The sequence below is a fragment of the Nonomuraea sp. NPDC050556 genome (assembly GCF_044457355.1).
Taxonomy (GTDB): domain Bacteria; phylum Actinomycetota; class Actinomycetes; order Streptosporangiales; family Streptosporangiaceae; genus Nonomuraea.
In genome coordinates this window covers 2,002,299-2,023,585 of record NZ_JBITGU010000002.1, presented here as the reverse complement: position 1 = coordinate 2,023,585, position 21,287 = coordinate 2,002,299, and the positions used below count along the sequence as shown (strand labels likewise).

Genomic DNA, 21,287 nt, shown 5'->3' with positions numbered 1-21,287 from the left:
CGTGCGGAAGAGGCGTCCGATGGGTGCAGGCGAAAGACCTCTCAGCGAGGTGAAGTTCCTGACGGTGGCAGAAGTGGCCACGGTCATGAGGGTGTCCAAGATGACGGTGTACCGTCTCGTGCACTCTGGCGAGCTGCCGGCTATCAGAGTCGGCCGGTCGTTCCGAGTGCCCGAGCAGGCGGTGCACGACTATCTGCGGGAGGCCTACATCGAGGCGGGATGACGTCCCGTAGTTGAGGTAGCGCCGGGCTCCGGCTCGTCGTGAATCCGACGCGGATGACCCCCAGGGGGCGATCTACCGTGGATCGCCGGTAGTCTGTGAGCCGGTGTGCGCTCGCACATCGATTCAGCCTTGCTATCAGTACCTGGGGGTCCCGTGGGCTCTGTCATCAAAAAGCGCCGCAAGCGGATGGCCAAGAAGAAGCACCGTAAACTTCTGAAGAAGACCCGCATCCAGCGGCGTAACAAGAAGTAGCAGACGCATCTGTGAGGCGCCGATGACCCACACCGTGCTTGTCACCGGGGTCTCGCGCCACATCGGCGCCCGGGTGGCGAGCGTTCTCGCGGCGGACCCGGACATCAGTCGCGTCATTGGCGTGGACACCGTGCCGCCACCCTCGTTGACCCGAGACGGCGGCAAATCCCTAGGCCGCACGGAGTTCGTCCGTGTGGACCTGCGCAGCCCCGACATCGCCCAGGTGATCGCGGCTGCCGACATCGACACCGTTGTGCACATGAGCCTGGTGAGCGCACCCTCCCGCAATGCGGGCCGCGCTTACATGAAGGAGCACAACGTCATCGGCACCATGCAGTTGCTCGGTGCCTGTCAGCGGTCGGCGACCGTGCGACGCGTGGTGGTCCGTTCGACCACCGCGGTCTACGGCTCGTCGCCCGGGGATCCGGCGGTGTTCACCGAGGGCGTGGAGCCTCACGACCTTCCGAGCCATGGCTATGGCAAGGACGCTGTCGAGGTCGAGGGATATGTCCGGGGCTTCGCGCGCAGGCGCCCCGACATCGCGGTGTCACTTCTGCGTTTCGCCAACTTCATGGGTCCGGGCGTCGACTCGCCGCTGACCCGCTACTTCGCCCAGCCCGTCATGCCGACCGTGTTCGGCTTCGACCCCCGGCTGCAGTTCGTCCACGAGGACGACGCGGTCGAGGTGCTGCGGCGGATGGCCACAGACGACCACCCCGGCACGTTCAACGTGGCCGGGGCAGGCGTGCTTCTGCTGTCCCAGTGCGTACGGCGGGCGGGCCGGATCCCGCTGCCCCTGTTCGCCCCCGCCTTCCGGTGGCTCGGCGAGGCGGCCAGAAGCGTCGGCCTCGTCGACTTCTCGCCGGAACAACTGCGCCTGATGAGCCACGGCAGGGCCGTCGACTCCAGCGCGCTGGAGGCGGAGCTCGGCTGGCGCCCCAAGTTCACCACGGCTGCCGCGTTCGAGGACTTCCTCCACTCTCGACTCAGAGGTGCCGCGTGACCTCACCTGCTCCCGAGGGCGGCCAGGTGATTCCCATCACGTCCGCCCCCTCCTTCGAGCCCGCCCCCGACAAGCTGGCCGAGCTGCTCGCCTTCGTGCGCCGGCGGATCACCGGCGACTACGAGGTCGACGAGTTCGGCTTCGACGCCGAGCTGACCGACAAGGTGGTCCTGGAGGCGCTGCGTCCGCTCTACCGGCACTGGTTCAGGGTCGAGACGGTCGGGCTGAAGAACGTTCCGGCCGACAGCGGGGCGCTGGTCGTCGCCAACCACTCGGGCACGCTGCCGGTCGACGCGCTGATGATGCAGGTCGCGCTGCACGACGAGGCGGGGCGGGCGGTGCGGCTGCTCGGGGCCGACCTGGTCTACCAGCTGCCGGTGCTGGGGCACCTGTCGCGCAAGACGGGGCACACGCTTGCCTGCCGCGAGGACGCGGACCGGCTGATGCGCAAGGGGGAGCTCGTCGGGGTGTTTCCCGAGGGGTTCAAGGGTGTGGGGAAGCCGTTCGCGGAGCGGTACAAGCTGCAGCGGTTCGGGCGAGGCGGGTTCGTGGCCTCGGCGATCCGCGCGGGGGTGCCGATCGTGCCGACGGCGATCGTGGGGGCCGAGGAGATCTATCCCAAGATCGGGGACCTGAAGTTCCTGGCTCGGCTGCTCGGCTTGCCGTACCTGCCGATCACTCCGCTCTTTCCGTGGTTGGGGCCTTTGGGGCTGGTGCCGCTGCCGTCCAAGTGGATGATCGAGTTCGGTGAGCCGATCAGGACGGACGAGTACGACCCGGCGGAGGCGGACGACCCGATGCTGGTCTTCAACCTCACCGACCACGTGCGCGAGGTCATCCAGCAGATGCTCAACGAGCTGCGCCTCCGCAGAGGGCATGCGTTCCTTTAAGGACCTTCCCGTCGTACGGCTCCCGCCTGTGGACAACTCACCCACCGACCCGAGATCCCTTCTTTTGGGGGTTTGGGGGGTTTTCCGGTGGGTGGCGTGAACTCGTTTCCCGTGTGGTGGCGAGATATGGCTGACCATGTTCCCGATGGAAGGCCGCGATGAGCGCACCGACCACATTGCGGGGCCAGGACTCCGACCTCATTGCCGAGTCCCTGGCCGATCCTGAGGCGTTCGCGGCGCTGTTCGACCGCTACTCCGGGATGATCTACCGCTACGTGTCCAAACGCCTGGGCCCCGAGCCCGCAGAGGACCTCGTCGGCGAGACGTTTCTCGTCGCGTTCGCGCGGCGCAAAAGCTATGACCTGACCTACACCGACGCCCGCCCCTGGTTGTTCGGCATCGCCACCAAGCTCGTCTCCCGCCACCACCGCACCGAGGCCGCCCGCTACCGCCTGCTGCTGCGTACCCCAGGGGCCAGGGACGTGGAGTCGCCGGTCGAGCGGGTGCTGGCCGGCGTCACGGCGCAGGCCTCGCGCGGCGACCTGGTGAAGGCGCTGGCCGCGCTGCCCGCCAAGGACCGCGACGTCCTGCTGCTCATCGCCTGGGCCGACCTCTCCTACGAGGAGGTCGCCCACGCGCTCGGCATCCCCGTCGGGACCGTGCGCTCCAGGCTCAACAGGGCCAGGCGCAAGGTTCGCGCGGCGCTCGGCGACACCAACCCGATGCACGAGGAGGCGTGACCATGGATGACCTGAAGATGCTCCGCGACCTCGGGCGCGACCTGGAGCACGAACCACCGGCGACGCTGATCGCCCAGCGCAACCGCCTGGGTGCGGCGCGCCCGCGCAGGCGGCTGCGCGGCTGGATGATGATCAGCCTGGCCGCGCTGGCGACCGCGCTCGCGGTGGCCGTGCCGAACCTGTTCCTGATGAGCCACAAGACGGTTCCCCTGCCCGTGGGCGCCCGGCCCATGAAGATCACCGGAGCGCTCAACATCCTGCTGGTCGGCTCGGACAACCGGAGCGGCATGAACCAGGCCCTCGCGGGCCAGCGCAGTGACACGTTGATCATCGTGCACATCCCCGAGGACCGGCAGAAGGTGACGGCGGTCAACCTGCCGAGGGACCTGATGGTCAAGACCCCGGAGTGCGGCGGCGGGAAGCTCAATATGATCAACGCGGCCTTCAACGCCGGTGGCCTCGGCTGCGCCGTGCAGACGGTCGAGTCGGTGACGAACCTGCGCATCGACCATGCGATGTCGATGGAGTTCGGCGGGTTCAAGGAGATCGTCGACGCGCTCGGCGGGGTCGAGATCACGGTGCCCAAGGCGATCGACGACCCGAAGAGCAAGCTCACGCTCGCCCCGGGCAAGCAGGTGCTCGACGGGGACCAGGCGCTGGGCTGGATGCGGCTGCGCCGGTTCGGTGACGGCTCCGACCTGGCGCGGATCAAGCGCCAGCAGGTCCTCATGAAGGCGCTGGTCGTGAAGGCGAAGAAGAGCCTGGCCGACCCGGGCAGGCTGCGCGACTTCGTCCAGGCCACGCAGAAGTGGGTGACCACGACCGAGGGCTTCGGCATGGAGACCATGTACGCGGTGGCCACCGAGGTGGACGGCAGCACGCCGGTCTTCCGGAGCGTGCCCGTCGAGGCCTACACCGCCGATCCGAACCGCCTGCAGCTCGCCCAGCCGCAGGCCGAGAAGCTGTTCGCCGAACTGAGATAACTCCCTATTGGACGGAATGTCCAGCAAAGGTTATCTTCTGAGCATGCGCGCGCGTCATGTGGTCATGGCCGGGCTCCTGGCGGGAGCCGTGATCGGGCTGGTCAGAGCGGCCCGCCCCAAAGCCCGCTTCCCCCAGGTGGGAGGCGGGCTCCCGGTCACCGTCACCACCTCAGACGGGGTACGGCTGGCCGTGGACGTGTCCGCGCCGGAGGCGCCCGAGTACGCCGTCGTCTTCGCGCACGGCTGGGTGCTGAACAGGCACTCCTGGCACTTCCAGCGGGAGGCGCTGGACGGCGAGGCCATGCTGGTGCTCTACGACCAGCGCGGGCACGGCTCCTCCTCGGCCGGGCCGTACGAGTCCTGCACGATCGAGCAGCTCGGCGACGACCTGTACGCCGTCATCGAGGCCGTCGTGCCGCCCGGGCTGCCGGTGATCCTCGTCGGCCACTCCATGGGCGGGATGACCATCATGGGCCTCGCCGCCGGGCACCCCGAGCTGTTCGGCGACCGGGTGGTCGGCGTCGCGCTGCTCAGCACTTCGGCTGGCGACCTGGCGAGCAACACCTTCGGCCTGCCCAAGGGGGTGGTGTCGCGGCTCACCCCGGTCGTGCTCGACGGCATGCTGGCCAGGGCGGCCCAGCTCGACCGGCGGGTGGCGCTGAAGGCGCGGACCAACCTGCCGGTCACCCGCTACGTCGCCTTCGGCAGGAAGCCGGACAGCTCGCACGTCCGCTTCGTCAACGACATGATCGCCGCCACGCCCACCGAGGTGATGGTCGGCTTCTTCCACGGCATCCTGGCCCACGACAAGCTGGCCGTACTCGGCGCTCTGAGCGCGGTGGAGACGGTCGTCATCGTGGGGGAGCGCGACCGGCTCACCACGCCGTCGCACGCGCGCAGGATCGCGGCAGCGGTGCCGGGGGCCAGGCTGGTCGTCGTGCCGGAGGCCGGTCACATGGTCGGGATGGAACGCCCCGAGGTGGTCAACCGGGCGCTGTCAGAACTCGCCGCGCGCGCGGTAGTGCCTGCGTAGCGCGATGCCCGCGGCGACCGCTCCGGCCACGGCGCCCACTCCCGCCGCGATCGGCAGCGCGGTCATGGTGGCCTTGCGCCCGGTGCGGAAGTCCTTGATCGGCCAGTCGTGCTTCCTGGCGTGCTCGCGCAGCTCGGCGTCCGGGTTGATGGCCACGGCGCTGCCCACCAGCGAGAGCATCGGCAGGTCGTTGGCGGAGTCGCTGTAAGCGGTGCACCTGGTCAGGTCGAGGCCCTCGCGCCTGGCCAGGGCTCGTACGGCTTCCGCCTTGGCCGGGCCGTGCAGCAGGTCGCCGACCAGGCGGCCGGTGTAAATGCCGTTGTCGGACTCGGCGACGGTGCCCAGGGCGCCGGTCAGGCCGAGCCGCTGGGCGATGACCCTGGCGAGCTCCACCGGGGTCGCGGTGACCAGCCAGACGCGCTGGCCCGCGTCCAGGTGGGCCTGGGCGAGGGCCCTGGTGCCTGACCAGATGCGGTCGGCCATGACCTCGTCGTAGATCTCCTCGCCGAGGCGTACGACGTCCTCGACCTTGCTGCCTGCCACGAACGCCAGGGCGGTCTCTCTGGCGACGGCGATGTGCTCGGGGTTCTCGTTGCCGCGCAGGCGGAAGACCGCCTGGCCCAGGGCGAACTTCACCAGGTCCGAGCCGCTGAACATGCCTCTCGTGGCCAGGCCGCGGGCGAAGTGGTAGATGGAGGCGCCGCGCATCATGGTGTTGTCGACGTCGAAGAAGGCGGCGGCCTGGATGTCGGGTTCCGCGGGCAGGGTGGTGATCGCCGCCGCTGCTGCCACCTCGCCGGCGTGCTCAGCTTCCGCATCGTGCCGTCGTCGCAGTAGCCGCCTCATAGCCACTCAGCTTAACCGCCACGGGTGCATGCGACCCAAACCCATGGAGACCTCCCCTCTGACGGGCTGGGGTCCTTTCAGAACACCCAACAGAAAGGTCTCTCTTGAGGGGGTCAGTGGGAGGGGACTACCAGGCCCTGGATGTAGTTGAGGTAGCTGTTGGCCTGGTCCTGCTGGGGTTGGTCGAGCTCCTCCAGCATCGGCTCGACCGTCTTGCGCTGGTCCTCCGCGAAGTCGCTGATGTCCGGCGAGCTGCGGTGCTTCGAGCGCTGCAGCATGCTCATCGCCGACCGGGTCGACTCCTCCATGTCCTTCAGCGTCGCCGTCACCAGTGGTCCGCTGTCGGAGGACCCCAGCAACGCCGCCACCTCGGACGCCCGCTCCTTGGCCGACACCAGCTCCCGGGCCGCCCGCTCCTCGTTGTCCGCGCTCAACCCCACCAGCGTGCTCTCAGCCGCCCTCTTGAGCGGATACAACGTGTCCCCAGGCACCGACTGGTAGGTGATGAACGCCGACGCCATCATCCCCACCGCCAGCCCGAACGTGGCCAGCTGCGAGAACCACGAGATCCGCGGCGCCCGGTGCGAGCGCGCCGCCGGCCGTATGCGAAGCTGAGGAGCCTGCGACGATACCGGCTCCTCCTGCTCCAGGGGCGCGGTCATCAGCCGGTCGCGCAGCCGTGAACGGAACGCGGGATCGGGCCCCCCACCGAGCGGCGTCCTGCGCAGCTCGGCCAGGTGGTTCAACAGGCGCGCCTGGGCGCGCCGCGACCTACCCATGAAGGCTCCCACGATCACTGGTGACTGACACTTGCCTAACGAGGCGCCGCTGGCTGAGGTTACGCGAGGTCGCGCAGCTCCGATTTGAGAGCCCTGGCCAGAGCTCTGATCGCACGGAACTGCAGCGCCTTGATCGCTCCACTCTTCTTCCCCATGATCAGTGCGGTCTCCGCGAGAGACAGTCCGTGCAGGAAGCGCAGAACCACGCATTCCTGCTGTTCGGGGTTGAGGTCTCGGACGGCGCGCAGCATCCGGTCGTTGATGAGCGCGGTCACGACCGCGTTCTCCGGAATGTGGGTCCCGTCAAGGGGGACGTCGATGACCTCGCCCGTCGCGATCTCCAGCCGGTAGCGGCCCGACTTGAAGTGATCGGCGACCAGATTGCGGGCGATGGTCACGAGCCAGGCCCCGAAGTCACGGCCCTGCCAGGTGAAGTCAGTGATTCTGCGAAGTGCGCGGAGGAACGTCTCGCTGGTGAGATCCTCGGCGAGCGGGGTGGATCCGACCCGGAAGTAGATATAGCGATAGACAAGATCCACATACCGGTCGTAGAGCGTTCCGAAAGCGTCGCTGTCGCCGGTTTTGGCACGAAGCACCAGCGTGCGCAGGTCGTCGGAGACGTCCTCGCGGACGTCTTCGCGCACGGCAAGCTCGCTCGTCCGGGTACCCCCAGCAGTAGCTGGAGGTAACAGCCCGGCGAACGGCCAGGTATCAGGCATCCGGTATCCCTGGGGGTAAGGGGTGCGGCGTGCTCGAACACTCTAGAAATCATCTGGAAATTCCACAATGCACCGCAGGGAGGGGCAGGGCAGCCTACATCCCCGGATACGGTGTGGACCGACCCGTTCCCTCTTCGGCTACCGGCTGGGAGGCATAGTCCGGCAGCATTGGAGTCACCATGGAGATCCTCGTTGCTGTCCTTGCCTTCGCCGGCGCGCTACTCGCCGCGATCGCCACGGTTGCCTTGGTCCGCCGGATCGCGGAAGAGACGGAAGGCTGGCTCGTCGCCTGGGTCGTCGCGGCCGCCGCGCTCTGCGTCGCGCTCGGCACCGTCGGCGTCGGCTATCTGGTCGGCTTCGGCACCTGGACCTTCAAGATCTACCAGCTGACCGGGTCGTTCATCGCGCCGCTGTGGCTGGCCATCGGGCTCATCCAGCTCCTGGCCACCAAGGTGCCCGCCAAGTTCGCCGCCTGGCTGTTCTGCATCGCCTTCACCGTGGTCGGCACGGTCATCTTCCTGCTCGACCCGGTGCTCGCGCCGGAGAGCATGGGCAAGGCGCTGCCCGCCGCCTCGGCGCACTGGTCGTTCGCCGTGCCGTACCTGCTGGTCGGCGTGCACGCGATCGCCGTGCTCATCATGCTGGGCGCGATGCTCGTCGCCGGGCTGCGCTGGCGCAGCGGCGACGACCTCGACACCGACAACCTGCACGCCACGCTGGTCATCGCGCCCTCGGGCATCGCGCTGGTCGGCGCGCTCAGGTTCACCGTGCCCGGCGTCTTCACCACCGCGCTGCTCCTGGTGGCCGCCGCCGCCGTCTGGTACTGCGTGCTGCGCCCGCTGGCGCCGTACGACGACGAGGAAGAGGAATCCGCCATCAAGGACGAGCAGTGGGACCGGCCGTCGACCGGCCGCAGAGCGGCGCCCGAGCCGGTGGCTCCCGCGCAGCCCAGGCGGTCGGGGCTCGGCGACCTCGTGGCCGAGTACCGCGGGGAGGCGCCGCAGCCCAACCCCTTCGAGGCTGGCCCGGCGACCGGCTACATCATGGCCAACGGCGCCGACCCGCTGTACGGCGCGCCACAGACCGGTCCGCAGCACCAGACCGGGTCGCACTCCAGGCCCGACTACCCGATGCCCACCCCGATGCCCACCCCTGCGCCCCCGCCCATGCCGGTCACCGGGGCGATGCCCGCGACGGGCGTCGTCTACCCCGGCGCAGACCTGTCGTACACCCCGCAGCCGCACCAGCAGGCGCAGGCGGCCTCCTCGCGCCCGTCGCCCAGCATCTACGGCCTGCTGACCGTCTTCACGATCATGGACGGTTCCGGCGACGTGTTCGACCGCCTGGCCGACGAGACCGTCGAGGCGGTACGGCGGGGCGAGCCGGACACGCTGATCTACGCCTGCCACGCGGTCAAGTCGGCCCCGCTGCAGCGCATCGTCTACGAGCTCTACCGCGACGAGGTGGCCTACACCGACCACCAGCGCCAGCCGCACGTCGAGCGGTTCGTGAACGAGCGTCAGATGATGGTCCTGGCCACCAACGTCATCGAGCTCAACGTGCAGGCGGCGAAGGTGGTCCCGCTGCCGACAGCGCTGTTCTGAGCCGGTCCTCCGACACGCGCCAGAAGTCGTGCTGCACCCCGTCGACCAGCGTGACGGGGATCATCTCCCAATACTTCTCCAGCAGCTCGGGGGAGGAGTTGATGTCCACTTCCTCCCACGGCACGCCCAGCTCGCCCGCGACTCTGGCGATGACCGCACGCGCGTCCTCGCAGAGGTGGCAGCCTGGTTTTCCGAGCAGGGTGACGCGATGCATACCGTCCACCCTAGCCGCGACTTTGTGCATCGGTTCACAAAGGGATTAACCTGAAGGATGGTTCTATCCCACTGATCCCTGGAGCTCCGGCACGTGTCCAAAGATCCGTCCTCATCGCGCGACCGAGGCATCCCCGAGGCGACGGTCGCCCGGCTCCCGCTCTACCTGCGGGCGCTCAACGGGATGGCAGAGCGCGGCGTCGCGACGGTCAGCTCGGAGGACCTGGCCGTGGCGGCCGGCGTCAACTCGGCCAAGCTGCGCAAGGACCTGTCCCACCTGGGCTCCTACGGCACTCGCGGCGTCGGCTACGACGTCGAGTACCTCGTCTACCAGATCTCCCGCGAGCTGGGCCTCACCCAGGACTGGGCCGTGGCCATCGTCGGAGTCGGAAATCTCGGCCGCGCCCTGGCCAACTACGGCGGATTCGTCTCCCGTGGCTTCAGGGTCGCAGCCCTCCTCGACGCGGACCCCGAAATCGTGGGCGACGCCATCGCGGGGTTGAATGTTGAGCACATCGACGAACTGGAAGCCGTCATCAAGCGGCGCGGAGTCTCGATAGTGGTGCTGGCGACACCGGCCGCCGCGGCGCAAGAATTGTGCGACCGGGTGATCGCGGTCGGGGTCACGAGCATCTTGAACTTCGCCCCCGTCGTGCTTTCCGTGCCTGACAGCGTCGATGTCCGTAAGGTCGACCTATCGATCGAGCTGCAGATCCTTGCGTTCCACGAGCAGCGCAAAACGGATCGCGAAAGTGGGGGGCCACTTATGGCCGTGGATAGCCAATGAGCGTTCTGGCCATCGGGCTGAGCCATCGGACGGCGCCTGTGGCGCTGCTCGAACGGGTCTCGCTGTCCGGCGACGCCCTGGACAAGCTGCTCTACGACGTCCAGCAGGACCTCTGCGTCGCCGAGGTCATGGTCGTCTCCACCTGCAACAGGGTCGAGGTCTACGCGGCAGTGGACCGGTTCCACGCCGCGGTCTCGGCCGTCACGGCGTTGCTCGGCGTGCACACGGGCGTGCCGGTCGACGAGCTGACGCCGCACCTCTACGTGCACTACGAGGACCGCGCGGTGGAGCACCTGTTCTCCGTCGTGTGCGGCCTCGACTCGATGGTCGTCGGCGAGGCGCAGATCCTCGGCCAGGTGCGCCAGTCGCTCAAGCTGGCCCAGGAGCGCGGCACCGTCGGCGCCACACTCAACGAGCTGGTCCAGCGCGCGCTGCGGGTGGGCAAGCGGGCGCACTCCGAGACCGGCATCGACCACGCGGGCTCCTCGCTGGTGAGCGCGGGCCTCGCCCTGGCCGGCCGCGTCGTCGGCACGCGCGCCCTGATCGTCGGCGCGGGTTCGATGAGCGCGCTGGCCGCCGCGACCCTGGCCCGCGCCGGCGTGAGCGACATCGTCGTGGCCAACCGCACGTTCGAGCGGGCCGTACGGCTGGCTGAGTCGGTGGGCGGCCGGGCCGTCGAGCTGTCGGCCGTCGCCCAGGAGCTGGCCGAGGCCGACCTGGTCATCACCTGCACCGGCGCCGGCCACCACGTGATCACCCCCGAGATGGTCACCAGGAGCGTCTTCCTGCTCGACCTGGCGCTGCCGCACGACATCGACCCGGCCGTCAGGGAGTTGCCCGGCGTCACGCTCGTCGACCTGGACACGATCCAGCGCTCGGGCATCGGCGCGCGCGGCGGCGACGCGGTCGAGGCGGTCAGGACGCTGGTCGCCGAGGAGCTCGACGCCTTCCTCAGCGCCGAGCGCGCGGCGCGGGTCACCCCGACCGTCGTGGCCCTGCGCAGCAAGGCGGCGGGGGTCGTCGAGGCCGAGCTGGGCAGGCTGCTCATGCGCGTTCCCGACCTCGACGGCAAGGTCCGCGCCGAGGTCACCCAGACGGTCCAGCGGGTGGTCGACAAATTGCTGCACGAGCCCACTGTGCGTGTCAAACAGCTCGCCACCTCCCCGGCGGGCGATCATTATGCGGAAGCACTCCGCGAACTGTTCGATCTCGACCCGAAGATGCCTGAAGCCGTAAGGGAGGTGGAGAGGTGAAGCTGGGCACCCGCAGGAGCCTCATGGCGACCACGCAGTCGCAGATGGTCGCCGACCTCTACACCGAGCGCACCGGCCAGGCCATCGAGCTGGTCGGCGTCACGACGTTCGGCGACGTGACCAAGGCGCAGCTCGCGCAGCTGGGCGGCACCGGCGTCTTCGTCAGCGCGCTGCGCGACAAGCTGGTCGAGGGCGAGATCGACTTCGCCGTGCACTCGCTCAAGGACCTGCCCACCAAGCAGGACCCGCAGGTCGTCCTGGCCGCCATCCCGACGCGCCACGACCACCGCGACGCCCTGGTGGGTACGCACAAGTTCGCCGACCTGCCGGCGGGCTCCCGCGTGGGCACCGGCTCGCCGCGCCGCATAGCCATGCTGCGTTCGCTGCGCCACGACCTCGAGTACGTCCCGATCCGCGGCAACGCCGACACCAGGATCGGCAAGGTCACCTCGGGCGAGCTCGACGCCGTGGTGCTGGCCGCCGCCGGTCTGACGAGGATCGGCAGGGAGGCGCAGATCGCCCAGATCTTCGAGGTCGACGAGATGCTTCCCGCTCCAGGCCAGGGCGCGCTCGCCGTCGAGTGCCTCTCCGACCGGGCTGACCTGGTCGCCTTCCTCTCCGTGCTCGACGACCCGCGCACCCGCTCCGCCGTGGCGGCTGAGCGGGCCGTGCTGGCCGCCCTCGAAGCGGGATGCTCCGCGCCGGTCGGTGCGTACGCCGTCGATGACGGGCACACTCTTACCCTGACCGCCTCCGTCGTCGCCATCGACGGCACGGAGACGGTCCGCAAGTCCGCCGCCGGTTCTCCTTCGGACGCCGTGAATCTGGGCCGCCTTCTCGCGGCCGAGATGCTGGCCGAAGGGGCCGACAGATTGATGGGGGAGCAGTCCCATTGAGCTCCGATAGTCCAACCACCGCTTTCGTGGCCTTCGTGGGCGCGGGTCCAGGAGACCCGAACCTGCTGACGCTGCGTGGCGCCGAGCTGCTGGCCAAGGCCGATGCCGTGGTCCTCGATGAGGACGCGTTCGGCCCTTTGCTGCGTCACTGCCGCCCTGACGTCGAGGTCGTCAAGGGCGATTTCGTGAAGCTGGCCAAGGACGGCCAGCTGGTCGTCAGGCTGTGCGAAGGCGACCCGATGTTGTTCTCCTCGATCACCGAGGAGGTGGCGGCCTGCGCCGCGGCGGAGGTGGACTTCGAGATCGTGCCGGGAGTCCCGCCCGCCACGGCCGTCCTCACCTACGCGGGCATCCCGCCCGCGACAGCCGTACCCGAGTTCAGGGTCGTCGACGCGGCGCAGGACCAGGACTGGTCCTCGCACGCCGCCTGCCCGGGAACGCTGGTGATCTACAACGGCATCGCCGAGGCGGTCGCCATCGGCAAGGCGCTGATCTCCGGCGGCAAGCCGGACACCACGCCGGTCGCGGTCAGCAGTTCCGGCACCACGACCGAGCAGTACACGGTCGTGTCCTCGCTGGGCAGGCTGCAGGCCGACCTCAAGCACGCCGGCTTCGAGGAGCCCGCGCTGATCGTCGTCGGCGACGCCGTCGGCATGCGCGAGCGCATGTCGTGGTTCGAGACCAAGCCGCTGTTCGGCTGGCGGGTCCTCGTGCCGCGTACCAAGGAGCAGTCGGCCTCGCTGTCGGAGCAGCTCAGGTCCTACGGCGCGGTGCCCGAGGAGGTGCCGACCATCTCGGTCGAGCCGCCGCGCACGCCGCAGCAGATGGACCGCGCCATCAAGGGCCTGGTCACCGGGCGCTACGAGTGGGTCGCGTTCACCAGCGCCAACGCGGTGAAGGCGGTGCGGGAGAAGTTCGAGGAGTACGGGCTCGACGCGCGCGCGTTCGCCGGGCTCAAGGTGGCCGCCGTCGGTGACGCCACGGCCTCGGCCCTGGTGGAGTTCGGCGTGAAGCCCGACCTGCTGCCCTCCGGCGAGCAGTCGTCCGAGGGGCTCGTCGCCGAGTGGCCGCCGTACGACTCGATGCTCGACCCGATCAACCGGGTGCTGTTGCCGCGCGCGGACATCTCCACGGACACGCTGGTCGCCGGGCTGACCGAGCTGGGCTGGGAGTGCGACGACGTGACGGCGTACAGGACCGTGCGCGCCGCTCCGCCGCCGCAGCCGATCCGCGAGGCCATCAAGGGCGGCGGGTTCGACGCGGTGCTGTTCACCTCGTCCTCGACCGTGCGCAACCTGGTCGGCATCGCGGGCAAGCCGCACAACGTCACGGCGATCGCGGTCATCGGGCCGCAGACCGCCGCGACGGCCGAGGAGTTCGGGCTGCGCGTCGATGTCATGGCGGACAAACCTTCGGCTTCGGCGCTCGCCGCCGCTCTCGCCGAGTACGGTCAGAAGTTGAGGCAGGCCGCGATCTCGGCCGGAGACGTCCCTCGGCGGCCCTCGCAGAACCGCCGGGGAGCGCGCAGACGCAAATAGGGGGTTGTTCCAGGTGAGTGCTGAGTTTCCCGTTGCTCGACTTCGCAGGCTGCGCCGTACGGCAGCGCTCAGGAGGATGGTGACGGGCACTCGCCTGCACCCCTCCCAGTTCATCCTGCCGCTGTTCGTCAAGGAGGGCATCGACGAGCCGCAGCCGGTGGGCGCGATGCCGGGTGTGTACCAGCACAGCCTCGACTCCCTGCGCAAGGCCGCGCACGACGCGGCGGACGCGGGGGTCGGCGGCGTGATGCTGTTCGGGATCCCGGCCGTCAAGGACGCGATCGGCTCGGCCGCCGACGACCCCGACGGGATCATGCAGCGGGCGCTGCGCGACGTGGTCTCCGAGGTGGGCGACGCGCTCGTCGTGGGCGCGGACACCTGCCTCGACGAGGTGACCGACCACGGCCACTGCGGGGTGCTCACCCCCGACGGCGAGGTCGACAACGACGCCACCCTGGAGCGCTACGCCTCCATGGCCGTCGCCCAGGCGCGCGCGGGCTGCCAGCTCATCTCGCCGAGCGGCATGATGGACGGCCAGGTCGGCGCGATCAGGGGCGCGCTCGACGCCGAAGGTTTCGAAAACGTACCGATCCTGGCCTACTCGGTGAAGTACGCGTCGGCCTTCTTCGGCCCGTTCCGCGAGGCCGTGGAGATGCCGAAGAACTTCAGCGACCGCAACGCCTACCAGCAGGATCCGGCCGGGCCGCTGAACGAGGCGATGCGCGAGGTGGAGCTCGACCTGGCCGAGGGCGCGGACCTCGTGATGGTCAAGCCCGCCCTCGCCTACCTGGACATCCTCCGCCAGGTGCGCGATGCCGTGGACGTTCCCGTGGCCGCTTATCAGGTGAGCGGCGAGTACGCGATGATCGAGGCGGCGGCGGCCAACGGGTGGATCGACAGGGACCGGGCGATCATGGAATCGCTGGTCGCGATCCGCCGCGCGGGCGCGGACCTGATCCTCTCGTACTGGGCGACCGAGGTGGCGCGCCGCCTCTAACGGGGGTTTCCCGTCCGGTCATGGGACCTATGCGTTAGAGTGCAATGGCAAGTGCTGGTGTGTCCCATGTGAAGACTTCCTGTGTGCGTAGGCCCGGAGTCGGGACGGCTTGGTGCACGGGACTTGGACGGGAGACACCATGGTCGGGGTACCACTGGCTCGGCGTACGCGGAAACGGGCGTCGCATCCGACGCGGATCGACACTGTCCTGGGGTTCGCTGCGCTCGGCTGGCCGGTCGTGCCTGGGGCGCATCCCATGCGTACGGGGGCCCGAGCGTGTTCGTGCGACCGGGTCGGCTGTCCCGACCCGGGGGCGCATCCGCTCTCGCCCGCCTGGCACCTGCAGGCGACGACGGACACGGCGCTGCTCACCGCCTGGTGGCAGCGCGAGCCCGAGGCGAACGTGATCCTCCCCACGGGCAAGGTGTTCGACGTGTTCGACGTACCGCTCGCCGTGGGGCTCTCCGCCCTCTCCCGCATTGACGCAGCAGGATTCGACCCGGGCCCGGTAGCCGCTAACGGCGACCGGGTCCTGTTTTATGTGGCCACCCGGGGAAATCCGGACGACGAGGATGAGTGGTGGTCGTGCAACCTCGACTGCGACCCGGCCACGATCGACGAGACCCCGGGGCTGCGCTGGCACTGCCGCGACAGCTACGTCCTCGCGCCCCCTTCCTTGCTCCCGAACGGCCAGTCGATCTCGTGGCTCCGCCCCCCGGACGGCCGCCCGCTCCCCGACCCGCTCCGCGTCCTCGACTGGCTGACCTGAGGGCCGACGCCCAATACGCCTAGGCTTGGCGGCGTGAGCCGTACACAGAACTCAGAAGACCTTTTCGCCCGCGCCCGAGCCGTCGTGCCTGGTGGTGTGAACTCCCCCGTGCGGGCTTTCGGGGCCGTGGGTGGCACTCCCCGGTTCATGGCCGCGGGTCAGGGGCCGTACATCACCGACGTCGACGGGAACCGGTACGTCGACCTCGTCTGCTCCTGGGGCCCGATGATCCTGGGGCACCGGCACCCCGCCGTCGTCGAGGCCGTCTCCGACGCCATGGCGCACGGGTTCTCCTACGGTACGGCGACGCCCGGCGAGGTGGCGCTCGCGGAGGAGCTGGTCGCCAGGGTGGCGCCGCTGGAGAAGGTCCGCCTGGTCAGCTCGGGCACCGAGGCCACCATGAGCGCCGTACGGCTGGCCAGGGGGTTCACCGGGCGGTCCAAGGTGGTCAAGTTCGCCGGCTGCTACCACGGGCACGTCGACGCGCTCCTGGCCGCCGCCGGTTCCGGGGTCGTGACGTTCGGGCTGCCCGACACCCCCGGCGTCACCGGCGCCTCGGCCGCGGACACGATCGTGCTGCCCTACAACTCCGTCGAGGCCGTCGAGGAGGCGTTCCGCACCGCCGAGATCGCCTGCGTGATCACCGAGGCGTGCCCGGCCAACATGGGCGTCGTCCCGCCCCAGCCGGGCTTCAACGCCTTCCTCAAGGACATCTGCGCGCGCAACGGCGCCCTGCTCATCGTCGACGAGGTGCTCACCGGTTTCCGCGTCTCGAAGTCGGGCTGGTACGGCCTCGACCCGGTGAACGCCGACCTCATGACGTTCGGCAAGGTCATGGGTGGCGGCCTGCCCGCCGCCGCCTTCGGCGGCCGCGCCGACGTCATGGCGCAGCTCGCCCCCGAAGGCCCGGTCTACCAGGCGGGCACGCTGTCGGGTAACCCGCTGGCCTGCGCCGCCGGCCTGGCCACGCTGCGCGCGCTGGACGACGAGGCCTACGAGCGCGTGGACGCCGCCGCCATGGAAGTGGGGCGGCTGGCGTCGGAGGCGCTGACGCAGGCAGGCGTCCCGCACCGGCTGCAGCGGGCGGGCAACCTGTTCTCGATCTTCTTCACCGACGCGCAGGTGACCAACTTCACCCAGGCTCAGGCCCAGGACACCGAGGCGTTCAAGTCGTTCTTCCACGCCATGCTCGACCACGGCGTCTACCTGCCGCCCTCGGCGTACGAGGCCTGGTTCCTGTCGGCGGCGCACGACGAGGAGGCGCTGGAGCGCATCGCCGACGCCCTGCCCCTGGCGGCCAAGCGGGTGCGGGCCTAGCCCGCCACGGCCGTCAGCTTGGCGGCGGCCTTCTCGGCGACTTCCTTGATGTACTCGGGGTCGTAGGCGTGCTCGTCGTAGTTGTTGTAACCGGTGTGGACCACGCCGATGATGGCGGACTTCACCCGGATGATGACGAGGTTCTGGAAGATGCCCACGCCGACGGCGTCGCAGTCGGTGTTGTCGCCGTTCTGGTCGTAGTGCCAGCACAGGTGGAGCGCGTAGGTGGCGTCGCCGTACGTGCCGGCATCGAGGCTGCCGTAGTAGGAGCCCTCCGTCCTGGACGACTCGGGGCACTCGGCCTCGAGCGTCGCCGCCGCGCTCTCCCACCGCTTGAGCTGGGCCGCGGTGCCGGTGAGAATCGCCTCGTCCACCTGCTTGTCGACGACCTTGTCGTGGTTCCTCTGCAGGGACACGGTGCCCTGGACGCCCGACCACAGGGGCTTGAGCGCGCGGTACGCCTTGAGACAGGCCTGGCTGGTCTTGTTGACGCCGATCGGCAGGCCCTTCTCGTCGGCGCGCTTGGGCCTGACGACGCGGAAGCCGCCGCCGAGGTCCTTGGGCGTCAACAGGGCGGCCTTGAGCTGGGCCTTGGTGAGCGGCTTCGGCCCCTCGGCGGCCGCGGGGCTCGCGCTCAGGAGTAACAGGGCGGAGAGCGCGAAGACCACGATTTTCTTCATGGGCCGCAGGGTATCGGGCTGGTCAGCGCACCGGGAGGGGGTCGGCCACGGGCTGAGGAGCGGGGCGGGTGCCCGCGTAGAGGACGCCGCAGACGATCAGCGCGGCGGCGGTCAGCTTGAGCGGCGAGACGGGCTCGCCGGTCGCCAGGAACGCCGACGACATCCCGAACACCGGGACGAGCAGCGTGTACGGCGCGACCACCGAGGCGTCGTAGCGGCGCAGCAGGTAGCCCCACACGCCGAACCCGGCGAGCGTGGAGATGAAGGCCACGTACGCCAGCGACAACCAGCCCTCGACCGGCGCGTTCAGCGTGGGGACGCCGTCGACGAGCACGGACAGGGCGAGGAGCGGCGGCGCGGACAGCGCGCTCACCCACACCATGAACCGCAGCGAGTCGGGCGGCGCTGCCCTGCGCTGGAGGATCGTGCCGATGCTCCAGGCGAACGCGGCGGCGACGCAGAGGGCGAAGGCGCCGACCGGGCCCGAGGCTCCGAAGTCGACGGCGACGACGACCAGACCGGTGAACGCCACGATCAGGCCGGTCACCCGCCGGCTGGTGAGCCGCTCACCGAGCAGCGTCACGGCCAGCAGGACGGTGAAGAGGGTCTGTGACTGCAGGACCAGCGAGGACAGCCCCGCCGGCATTCCCGCTCGCATACCGATGAGCAGGAGGCCGAACTGGCCGACTCCCATCGCGGCCGCGACTCCGAAGACCCATCGCCAGGGAACACCCGGCCGCCGCACGATCAACAGAGCGGGGAAGGCGGCCAGGGTGAACCTGAGGCCTGCGTAGAGCAGCGGCGGGAAGTGGCGTAGGCCCACTTCCATCACGACGAAGTTGAATCCCCATACGGCCGCGAGGCCGATGGCGAGGGCCAGGTGGCGGGGTTTCACCGAGTGCGGGGGGACTTGCCGTGACGGATCCGGGCCTGCTCGGCGAGCTGCTTGAGGTAGGAGACTTCGGCGGTGTTCTTCTGGTTCTTTCTCATGCATCTATTTTCCGTTGCTACACGGTCGAGCACAATCGAGACTTTCTACGCTAAACCCTTTAGACTGGCTTACGTGTTGGATCTGAACCGGCTCAAGGCCCTGCACGCCGTCCACGTCTACGGATCGGTGGGCGCGGCGGCCGACGCGCTCATGGTCACGCCGTCCGCGGTGTCCCAGCAGATCGCCAAGCTCGAACGCGAGACGGGCGCCACGCTCATCGAGCGCAACGGCCGCGGCATCAAGCTCACCGACGCGGCCGGCCTGCTCGCCGAGCACGCGGAACGCATCCTTGCCCTGGTCGAGACCGCGGAAGCCGACTTCGAGGCGCTGCGCGGCGAGGTCGTCGGCAGGCTGAACGTCGGCGCGTTCCCCACGTCCGCGCGCGGCCTCATGCCGCAGGCGCTCAGCACGCTGCGCGAGCGCCACCCCGACCTCGCGGTGCACCTGCACGAGCGCGAGCCGGAGCGGCAGCTGCGCGAGGTGGTCAGGGGCGAGCTCGACCTGGTCGTGGTGCAGGACTGGCTGAACCGGCCGATGGCCATGCCCGAGGGGCTGTCCAGGAAGACGCTCATCGACGACATCGCCGACGTCGTCCTTCCCGCCGACCACCCGCTGGCCGGCCGGCGCGAGCTGGAGCTGGCACAGCTCCAGGGGGAGCGGTGGATCAGCTCCTCGCCTGGCACGATCTGCCACGACTGGCTGGTCTTCACGTTGCGCAGCGCCGAGATCGAGCCGGAGATCTTCTGCTCGGCCGACGAGTACCCGACCCAGCTCGCGCTGGTCGCCGCCGGGCTCGGCTGCGCGATCATCCCCAGGCTCGGCCGCGACTGCGTGCCGGACGGCGTGCGCGTGGTGCCCCTCCTGCCCAGGCAGACCAGGCGCATCTACGCGTTGTGGCGCACCGACGCCGCCCGCCGCCCCGCGATCAGGGCGGCGGTCGACGCGCTCGTCCAGGCCAGCGCGACGCTGGAGAACGGCTGGGTGGCCGTCAGCTGAAGGCGATGGCCGCCACGCCGCCGAGGATGATCCCGGCGGCCAGCAGCCTGCGCCGCAGCCCGCCCTCGGCCAGGAGCCTGCCGCCGAGCAGCACGGCGACGAGCACGCTCACCTCCCTGGCTGGGGCGACCACGCTGACCGGCGCCATCGTGAAGGCGATCAGCACCAGCAGGTAGGACAGCGTGACGAGGACGGCGGCGCCCAGGACGCGCGGCCGGTGCTCGCGCCAGACCTGACCGATCAGGTGCCGCTTGGGCCAGACCAGCGGGCTCAGGGCGAGCATCCTGCCGACCTCGCCGCCGTAGTTGAGCAGGATCGGCGCGACCATGAACACCCCGACGACCTGCGCGTCCCACACCGTGTAAGCGGCGATGAACACGCCGGTGGCCAGGCCGTACAGGAGGCCCTTGTCGGCCTTGAACCGGGCGCCGCTGATGATCAGGACGCCCACGCCCACCAGGACGATCCCGGCGATGCCCGCTGGAGCCGGGTGCTCGCCGAGGAACAGCACGGCCACCGCGCTGGCCAGCATCGGGCCGGTGCCCCTGGCGACCGGGTAGACCATCGACAGGTCGCCGTACCGGTAGCCGCGCTGGAGCAGCAAGAAATATCCGACGTGCAACGCCGTACTGCCGCAGATCACCCCGACGTCCCGCAGCGTCACCGGGGTGCCGGTGGCCACCAGGTAGCCGATCGCCACCGGCCCCCAGATGACCGTCGAGGCGGTGGCGCCCAGCCAGAGGAAGACCACGCCGTCGGCCTTGGACGCCTGCTTGCTCAGCAGGTTCCACGAGGCGTGCGCCACGGCGGCGACGAGGATGAGAAGTAAAGCCAGGGGACTCACGAGGAGACTCCTTCCGGATGTGGCGGATAGGAGCCTCCAGGCTTTTGTCCCGTCAGCTGTGCGGCCCTCACGGACCGGGGCGCCGCTCGGACCTGACCCCCGGCCCTTGTTGTGTGGTCATGGGCGGACCGGATGGCGGAACCCTAGGCGCAATCAACCTGGACTTTACCTTCGGTTCACTTTCGGGCCGACCCCCGGGTCGCCTATCGCGGCCATCGGAGCGGCTAGGCTGAGCCACACCATGGCTGAGACCACCGTCGTTCACCTGCTGCGGCACGGCGAGGTGCACAATCCCCAAGGCGTCCTGTACGGCAGGCTGCCCGATTTCCACCTGTCGGCGACCGGGCGGCTGATGGCGGAAACGGTCGCCAAAGCCGTGGCCGACCGCGACATCACCGCGCTCTTCAGCTCGCCGCTGGAACGTGCCCAGGAGACGGCCGCCCCGCTGGCCGCCACCCTCGGCCTGACCCCGGTGCTCGACGACCGCCTCCTGGAGGCGGCCAACCTGCTCGAAGGCTCGGCGGTCGGCATGGGCCTGGGCGTCTTCAAGAACCCCAGGCACTACCGCTACTTCTGGAACCCGATGCGCCCGTCGTGGGGCGAGCGCTACGTCGACGTCGTCGACCGGATGCGCACGATGATCGACGACGCCCGAGCGGCCGCGCGCGGTCACGAGGCGGTGCTGGTCAGCCACCAGTTGCCGATCTGGATCATCAGGCTGGCCGCCGAGGGGCGCAGGCTCTGGCACGACCCGCGGCGCAGGCAGTGCTCGCTGGCGAGCCTCACCAGCCTGACCTTCGACGGCGACCGGCTGATGAGCATCGGCTACAGCGAACCCGCCGGATCTCTGGTGAAGGGCCCTAGTGTGCCGGGCGCGTGATCCCGCCGGTACAGTTACAAGCTCTACCGGTTGTAGTACAAGGAGATCTTTCTC

General features: G+C 69.5%; 24 protein-coding genes. 17 read left to right on the top strand and 7 right to left on the bottom strand.

Annotation, left to right across the window (positions count from 1 at the left end; genetic code table 11):
* Positions 1-19: 19 nt before the first annotated feature.
* The 7 genes from ACIBG8_RS27765 (at position 20) to ACIBG8_RS27735 (ending at position 5,124) form a co-directional block, all read left to right on the top strand.
* A complete protein-coding gene (locus ACIBG8_RS27765; RefSeq protein WP_026214222.1) occupies positions 20-223 on the top strand; it encodes a helix-turn-helix domain-containing protein in 204 nt (67 codons plus the stop codon).
* Positions 224-376: 153 nt separating this feature from the next.
* Positions 377-475 (top strand): 30S ribosomal protein bS22, encoded by a 99-nt coding sequence (locus ACIBG8_RS27760; protein ID WP_018654693.1) that lies wholly within the window; start codon positions 377-379, stop codon positions 473-475.
* A 22-nt stretch (positions 476-497) separates the two neighbouring features.
* Positions 498-1,478, top strand: coding sequence for an NAD-dependent epimerase/dehydratase family protein (locus ACIBG8_RS27755; protein ID WP_397345871.1), 981 nt, complete (start codon positions 498-500; stop codon positions 1,476-1,478).
* The gene (locus ACIBG8_RS27750; RefSeq protein ID WP_397345870.1) at positions 1,475-2,368 is read left to right on the top strand and encodes a lysophospholipid acyltransferase family protein; all 894 of its coding nucleotides are present in this window, start codon (positions 1,475-1,477) and stop codon (positions 2,366-2,368) included. The genes ACIBG8_RS27755 and ACIBG8_RS27750 overlap by 4 nt, the downstream gene beginning before the upstream one ends.
* A gap of 158 nt (positions 2,369-2,526) precedes the next feature.
* The gene (locus tag ACIBG8_RS27745) at positions 2,527-3,108 is read left to right on the top strand and encodes an RNA polymerase sigma factor (protein ID WP_397345869.1); all 582 of its coding nucleotides are present in this window, start codon (positions 2,527-2,529) and stop codon (positions 3,106-3,108) included.
* Between the two features lie 2 nt (positions 3,109-3,110).
* Positions 3,111-4,091 carry an LCP family protein gene (locus tag ACIBG8_RS27740; protein ID WP_397345868.1) on the top strand — a complete coding sequence of 327 codons (981 nt, stop codon included), beginning with the start codon at positions 3,111-3,113 and terminating at the stop codon, positions 4,089-4,091.
* Between the two features lie 43 nt (positions 4,092-4,134).
* The gene (locus ACIBG8_RS27735) at positions 4,135-5,124 is read left to right on the top strand and encodes an alpha/beta fold hydrolase (protein WP_397345867.1); all 990 of its coding nucleotides are present in this window, start codon (positions 4,135-4,137) and stop codon (positions 5,122-5,124) included.
* Here the strand turns inward: ACIBG8_RS27735 and ACIBG8_RS27730 are convergent.
* From ACIBG8_RS27730 to ACIBG8_RS27720, 3 genes are all read right to left on the bottom strand, one after another.
* Complete coding sequence (locus ACIBG8_RS27730) at positions 5,089-5,970, bottom strand: HAD family hydrolase (protein WP_397345866.1); 882 nt, start codon at positions 5,968-5,970, stop codon at positions 5,089-5,091. The genes ACIBG8_RS27735 and ACIBG8_RS27730 overlap by 36 nt on opposite strands.
* A 113-nt stretch (positions 5,971-6,083) precedes the next feature.
* Positions 6,084-6,749, bottom strand: a complete 666-nt coding sequence (locus ACIBG8_RS27725; RefSeq protein WP_397345865.1) for a DUF5667 domain-containing protein — start codon at positions 6,747-6,749, stop codon at positions 6,084-6,086.
* A gap of 59 nt (positions 6,750-6,808) precedes the next feature.
* Positions 6,809-7,468: a sigma-70 family RNA polymerase sigma factor gene (locus ACIBG8_RS27720; RefSeq protein ID WP_397345864.1), complete on the bottom strand. Its 660-nt coding sequence runs from the start codon at positions 7,466-7,468 to the stop codon at positions 6,809-6,811.
* 179 nt (positions 7,469-7,647) lie between these two features.
* On the opposite strand from ACIBG8_RS27720, the gene ACIBG8_RS27715 reads away from it, so the two are divergent.
* Positions 7,648-9,072 carry an antibiotic biosynthesis monooxygenase gene (locus tag ACIBG8_RS27715; RefSeq protein ID WP_397345863.1) on the top strand — a complete coding sequence of 475 codons (1,425 nt, stop codon included), beginning with the start codon at positions 7,648-7,650 and terminating at the stop codon, positions 9,070-9,072.
* Here ACIBG8_RS27715 and ACIBG8_RS27710 read toward each other — a convergent pair.
* The gene (locus ACIBG8_RS27710) at positions 9,023-9,286 is read right to left on the bottom strand and encodes a glutaredoxin family protein (RefSeq protein WP_397345862.1); all 264 of its coding nucleotides are present in this window, start codon (positions 9,284-9,286) and stop codon (positions 9,023-9,025) included. The two genes, ACIBG8_RS27715 and ACIBG8_RS27710, sit on opposite strands and share 50 nt — an antisense overlap.
* Positions 9,287-9,379: 93 nt before the next feature.
* Between ACIBG8_RS27710 and ACIBG8_RS27705 the strand changes: the two genes are divergently transcribed.
* The 7 genes from ACIBG8_RS27705 (at position 9,380) to hemL (ending at position 16,842) form a co-directional block, all read left to right on the top strand.
* On the top strand, positions 9,380-10,072 hold the full coding sequence (locus ACIBG8_RS27705; RefSeq protein WP_397345861.1) for a redox-sensing transcriptional repressor Rex: 693 nt from the start codon (positions 9,380-9,382) through the stop codon (positions 10,070-10,072).
* Entirely contained in the window at positions 10,069-11,325 is a 1,257-nt protein-coding gene (locus ACIBG8_RS27700; RefSeq protein WP_397345860.1) for a glutamyl-tRNA reductase, read from the top strand. The genes ACIBG8_RS27705 and ACIBG8_RS27700 overlap by 4 nt, the downstream gene beginning before the upstream one ends.
* Entirely contained in the window at positions 11,322-12,221 is a 900-nt protein-coding gene (hemC, locus tag ACIBG8_RS27695; RefSeq protein ID WP_397345859.1) for a hydroxymethylbilane synthase, read from the top strand. The genes ACIBG8_RS27700 and hemC overlap by 4 nt, the downstream gene beginning before the upstream one ends.
* 35 nt (positions 12,222-12,256) lie before the next feature.
* Positions 12,257-13,759 carry a uroporphyrinogen-III synthase gene (locus tag ACIBG8_RS27690; RefSeq protein ID WP_397346195.1) on the top strand — a complete coding sequence of 501 codons (1,503 nt, stop codon included), beginning with the start codon at positions 12,257-12,259 and terminating at the stop codon, positions 13,757-13,759.
* 13 nt (positions 13,760-13,772) lie between these two features.
* Positions 13,773-14,756 carry a porphobilinogen synthase gene (gene hemB, locus ACIBG8_RS27685; protein WP_397345858.1) on the top strand — a complete coding sequence of 328 codons (984 nt, stop codon included), beginning with the start codon at positions 13,773-13,775 and terminating at the stop codon, positions 14,754-14,756.
* Between the two features lie 139 nt (positions 14,757-14,895).
* On the top strand, positions 14,896-15,525 hold the full coding sequence (locus tag ACIBG8_RS27680; protein WP_397345857.1) for a bifunctional DNA primase/polymerase: 630 nt from the start codon (positions 14,896-14,898) through the stop codon (positions 15,523-15,525).
* Between the two features lie 33 nt (positions 15,526-15,558).
* The gene (gene hemL, locus ACIBG8_RS27675) at positions 15,559-16,842 is read left to right on the top strand and encodes a glutamate-1-semialdehyde 2,1-aminomutase (protein WP_397345856.1); all 1,284 of its coding nucleotides are present in this window, start codon (positions 15,559-15,561) and stop codon (positions 16,840-16,842) included.
* Here hemL and ACIBG8_RS27670 read toward each other — a convergent pair.
* The gene (locus tag ACIBG8_RS27670; protein WP_397345855.1) at positions 16,839-17,522 is read right to left on the bottom strand and encodes a hypothetical protein; all 684 of its coding nucleotides are present in this window, start codon (positions 17,520-17,522) and stop codon (positions 16,839-16,841) included. The two genes, hemL and ACIBG8_RS27670, sit on opposite strands and share 4 nt — an antisense overlap.
* Positions 17,523-17,544: 22 nt before the next feature.
* Complete coding sequence (locus tag ACIBG8_RS27665; RefSeq protein ID WP_397345854.1) at positions 17,545-18,417, bottom strand: EamA family transporter; 873 nt, start codon at positions 18,415-18,417, stop codon at positions 17,545-17,547.
* A gap of 168 nt (positions 18,418-18,585) precedes the next feature.
* On the opposite strand from ACIBG8_RS27665, the gene ACIBG8_RS27660 reads away from it, so the two are divergent.
* On the top strand, positions 18,586-19,509 hold the full coding sequence (locus ACIBG8_RS27660) for a LysR family transcriptional regulator (RefSeq protein ID WP_397345853.1): 924 nt from the start codon (positions 18,586-18,588) through the stop codon (positions 19,507-19,509).
* Here the strand turns inward: ACIBG8_RS27660 and ACIBG8_RS27655 are convergent.
* Complete coding sequence (locus tag ACIBG8_RS27655) at positions 19,502-20,353, bottom strand: EamA family transporter (RefSeq protein WP_397345852.1); 852 nt, start codon at positions 20,351-20,353, stop codon at positions 19,502-19,504. The genes ACIBG8_RS27660 and ACIBG8_RS27655 overlap by 8 nt on opposite strands.
* Before the next feature lie 241 nt (positions 20,354-20,594).
* On the opposite strand from ACIBG8_RS27655, the gene ACIBG8_RS27650 reads away from it, so the two are divergent.
* On the top strand, positions 20,595-21,233 hold the full coding sequence (locus ACIBG8_RS27650; protein WP_397345851.1) for a histidine phosphatase family protein: 639 nt from the start codon (positions 20,595-20,597) through the stop codon (positions 21,231-21,233).
* The last annotated feature ends 54 nt before the right edge of the window (positions 21,234-21,287 follow it).

Bases quoted from the DNA above. Each gene is read 5' to 3' on its own strand.
- ACIBG8_RS27765 (WP_026214222.1), top strand. From the start codon at position 20: ATGGGTGCAGGCGAAAGACCTCTCAGCGAGGTGAAGTTCCTGACGGTG.
- ACIBG8_RS27755 (WP_397345871.1), top strand. From the start codon at position 498: ATGACCCACACCGTGCTTGTCACCGGGGTCTCGCGCCACATCGGCGCC.
- ACIBG8_RS27745 (WP_397345869.1), top strand. From the start codon at position 2,527: ATGAGCGCACCGACCACATTGCGGGGCCAGGACTCCGACCTCATTGCC.
- ACIBG8_RS27740 (WP_397345868.1), top strand. From the start codon at position 3,111: ATGGATGACCTGAAGATGCTCCGCGACCTCGGGCGCGACCTGGAGCAC.
- ACIBG8_RS27735 (WP_397345867.1), top strand. From the start codon at position 4,135: ATGCGCGCGCGTCATGTGGTCATGGCCGGGCTCCTGGCGGGAGCCGTG.
- ACIBG8_RS27730 (WP_397345866.1), bottom strand. From the start codon at position 5,970: ATGAGGCGGCTACTGCGACGACGGCACGATGCGGAAGCTGAGCACGCC.
- ACIBG8_RS27725 (WP_397345865.1), bottom strand. From the start codon at position 6,749: ATGGGTAGGTCGCGGCGCGCCCAGGCGCGCCTGTTGAACCACCTGGCC.
- ACIBG8_RS27720 (WP_397345864.1), bottom strand. From the start codon at position 7,468: ATGCCTGATACCTGGCCGTTCGCCGGGCTGTTACCTCCAGCTACTGCT.
- ACIBG8_RS27715 (WP_397345863.1), top strand. From the start codon at position 7,648: ATGGAGATCCTCGTTGCTGTCCTTGCCTTCGCCGGCGCGCTACTCGCC.
- ACIBG8_RS27710 (WP_397345862.1), bottom strand. From the start codon at position 9,286: ATGCATCGCGTCACCCTGCTCGGAAAACCAGGCTGCCACCTCTGCGAG.
- ACIBG8_RS27700 (WP_397345860.1), top strand. From the start codon at position 10,069: ATGAGCGTTCTGGCCATCGGGCTGAGCCATCGGACGGCGCCTGTGGCG.
- ACIBG8_RS27680 (WP_397345857.1), top strand. From the start codon at position 14,896: ATGGTCGGGGTACCACTGGCTCGGCGTACGCGGAAACGGGCGTCGCAT.
- ACIBG8_RS27670 (WP_397345855.1), bottom strand. From the start codon at position 17,522: ATGAAGAAAATCGTGGTCTTCGCGCTCTCCGCCCTGTTACTCCTGAGC.
- ACIBG8_RS27650 (WP_397345851.1), top strand. From the start codon at position 20,595: ATGGCTGAGACCACCGTCGTTCACCTGCTGCGGCACGGCGAGGTGCAC.